The 241-nt window shown below is 37.3% G+C and carries 1 pseudogene; it reads left to right on the top strand.

Annotated elements, in window-relative coordinates:
• Positions 1-17 precede the first annotated feature (17 nt).
• Positions 18-241, top strand: a pseudogene (locus tag GPK88_RS17885) (hypothetical protein); the annotation flags it as partial.

Below are 241 nucleotides of genomic sequence, written 5' to 3'. Positions count from 1 at the left end.
CATTTATGTGGGAGTACATGAAAGTACCGGAGGATTCAAGAGAAAAAGTTAAGAATCTGCTTAAAGATGCAAATGAAAATGGCGTAAAATTAAGTCATCAGGCACCAACACTGTATGATGTTGTCCCAAAAGAAGAAATTACTGAATTTGAAGAGCTTATACGCAAAACCATAGCTGACATTGTATCAGAAGCCAGTAGCATTGCCTGTTGGGTGTATGTGCAGAAATATGTGAAACAGAA

Source organism: Blautia sp. MCC269 (assembly GCF_018785655.1).
GTDB lineage: Bacteria > Bacillota > Clostridia > Lachnospirales > Lachnospiraceae > Blautia_A.
This window is presented reverse-complemented; position numbering and strand designations above follow the sequence as displayed.